Raw genomic sequence first — 1,988 nt, 5'->3', positions numbered from 1 at the left:
TCTCCCCGGACGGACTTCCACATCTCGGCAGAGAGCCGGTAGTACTCGAGCGCCTCGTCCGTAGCGTCGGCGCGGCGACGGAGCTCAGCCAGGTGGTCGAGCGTGATCGCGAGCAGCAGATTGCGGTCCGAAGCCGCCTGGTGGCTCTCGACTGCCATGAGCGCCCAGCGCGAGGCTTCTTCGATCTCGTCGAGTGCTGAGTAGTTCAGAGCAAGTCCGCGGGCGGCCGCGCCGATCCTTCGGTCCGATATCTCCAGGTGCTTCTGATAGATCGCCATCGCTCGCTCGCGAAGCTCGATCTCCTGACGCGGTTTGGGGTTGTGGAGATCGGCGAGCCGTTCGAGGGTGTCGGCCACCACCAGAGAGTCCGGGCCGTCAACGGTTTCGCGTTGAGCCAGCCCCTCCTGCACCAGACGAATCGCCTCGCTCCGCTGGCCCTGTTTCTTGAGCCGGTAGACCTCTTTCCAGTCGATCGGGCACTCACAATCGTCCACCACTTCGGGCTCGGGCTCCGGCAGGCGACCCAGGGCGACGAGCGTCTTGCGCAGCTCGCGGCGCTGGAACTCGTAGCCGCGGTGGTCGGCGCCCACGAGCGCAGGGATCGAAGGCAGGGGCGGTCGCGGCATGTAACGAGTCTAGTGGCCCCGGGTCGAAGGGAGTATGCCGGCGCTCACACCCGCCTCGAGAAGGGGCCGACGCTGGCCACGACGCGATCAATGCCTGCCCCTTCGGGTGGCGCATCAGTTCCTGCCCCGGGCGTAACCTATGGGTTGCTCCGAAAGAGGCACAGCCGGGGAAACCCGGTGCCGCAAAGCCACGGGTCCTCGCTTCCTCCGCGACGACACCCCGCCACGAAGGACCCCAAGACCGCCGAGCTGCCGAAGGGCTGCATTAGAGGAGGAGTCTGAACGTTCGAACCGGCAGACGGGAGGTACACTGGAACCCCTGTCAGCCCGGCCCGCACGTTTGGCCATGACCATCAACCGAGAACAAGAAGGCAGAACGATGATCCGAGGAATACGACAAGTCACTCTGCTGCTGTCAGTACTTGCTCTGGCGCTTCCAGTCGGAGCCCAGGATCAGCTACTTGGGGAGCCGGACGAGCGGACGGGGGGGCTCGCGCGGACCGACGATGCGCTCGCGCCCCTCGAGCCGCTGGCCGACATGCCCGACTTGATCCCAAAGGAGAAGGCGATAAACGCCTACAACCGGGGGCTCGAGTACCGCAACAAGGCGTGGAAGCTGGAGGAGCAGGCCGCCACGGCCGAGGGCGAGAAGGCGGCCAAGAAGGCGGCCAAGGCGCAGAAGTCCTACAAGGAAGCGATCGAGCAGTTCCGCATGGCGGTCAAGGAGGTGCCAGACTTCCACCAGGCCTTAGGCAGTCTCGGCTATGCCCTGCTCAAGACCGGGCAGTACGAGGAGGCGCTCGCGGCCTACGATCGGGCCCTGGCGATCGGCCCGCGCTATCCCGAGGCGATCGAGGAGCGCGGTGAGGCCTATCTGGGTCTCGACCGGATCGAGGAGGCCAAGGGCGCCTACATGAAGCTATTCCAGATCGATCGCGAGAGCGCCGCCGAGCTGATGATCGCCATGAAGCGCTGGCTGGACGAGCGGAGCAGCGACGCCGACGAGCTCTCCGCGGAGACCATCGAGGGCTTTGCGAGCTGGATCGAGGAGCGCAGCTAGCCGGTCGCCGAGGTGGTCGTCGTCGACGACGACTACAAGACCTATTACGTCATGGACGACGCGTCGGTGCGGGCGATGGCGGGCCAGGTCGGAGCGGCGCTCGACATGGCCAATGAGGCGCTCAAGAACGTTCCCGCTTCTTCCAGAGCATGATGGACTCTCTGCCAAGGATGCCGGGGCCGAGGATCCCTTCGGCGGAGCGGACTCCTGGACGCAGAACTTCCAAAACGGCTTTCCGGTCGTCACCATCGGCTACGGCGAGGACGGCGGGATCGAGGACGAGTCCAGCCTGCGCAGCGGCC

Annotated in this window: 4 protein-coding genes and 1 riboswitch; of the genes, 3 read left to right on the top strand and 1 reads right to left on the bottom strand. The window is 65.7% G+C overall.

What is annotated here, in order from left to right; genetic code table 11:
• A partial coding sequence (locus tag GY769_12835; GenBank protein MCP4202805.1) for a tetratricopeptide repeat protein occupies positions 1-626 on the bottom strand: 626 nt, incomplete at its 3' end.
• A 147-nt stretch (positions 627-773) separates the two neighbouring features.
• Positions 774-883, top strand: a riboswitch (cyclic di-GMP riboswitch).
• Between the two features lie 122 nt (positions 884-1,005).
• Here GY769_12835 and GY769_12830 point away from each other — a divergent pair.
• From GY769_12830 to GY769_12820, 3 genes are all read left to right on the top strand, one after another.
• Positions 1,006-1,686 carry a tetratricopeptide repeat protein gene (locus GY769_12830; protein MCP4202804.1) on the top strand — a complete coding sequence of 227 codons (681 nt, stop codon included), beginning with the start codon at positions 1,006-1,008 and terminating at the stop codon, positions 1,684-1,686.
• 12 nt (positions 1,687-1,698) lie between these two features.
• Complete coding sequence (locus GY769_12825; GenBank protein MCP4202803.1) at positions 1,699-1,839, top strand: hypothetical protein; 141 nt, start codon at positions 1,699-1,701, stop codon at positions 1,837-1,839.
• Positions 1,799-1,988 (top strand): hypothetical protein (locus tag GY769_12820; protein ID MCP4202802.1); only part of this gene is annotated, 190 nt, incomplete at its 3' end. The genes GY769_12825 and GY769_12820, both read left to right, overlap by 41 nt.

This window comes from bacterium (assembly GCA_024224155.1).
Taxonomy (GTDB): Bacteria; Acidobacteriota; Thermoanaerobaculia; order Multivoradales; family JAHEKO01; genus CALZIK01.
Note: the sequence above shows the minus strand (reverse complement) of the source record. Positions and strands in the feature narration are given on the sequence as shown.

Bases quoted from the DNA above. Each gene is read 5' to 3' on its own strand.
- GY769_12830 (MCP4202804.1), top strand. From the start codon at position 1,006: ATGATCCGAGGAATACGACAAGTCACTCTGCTGCTGTCAGTACTTGCT.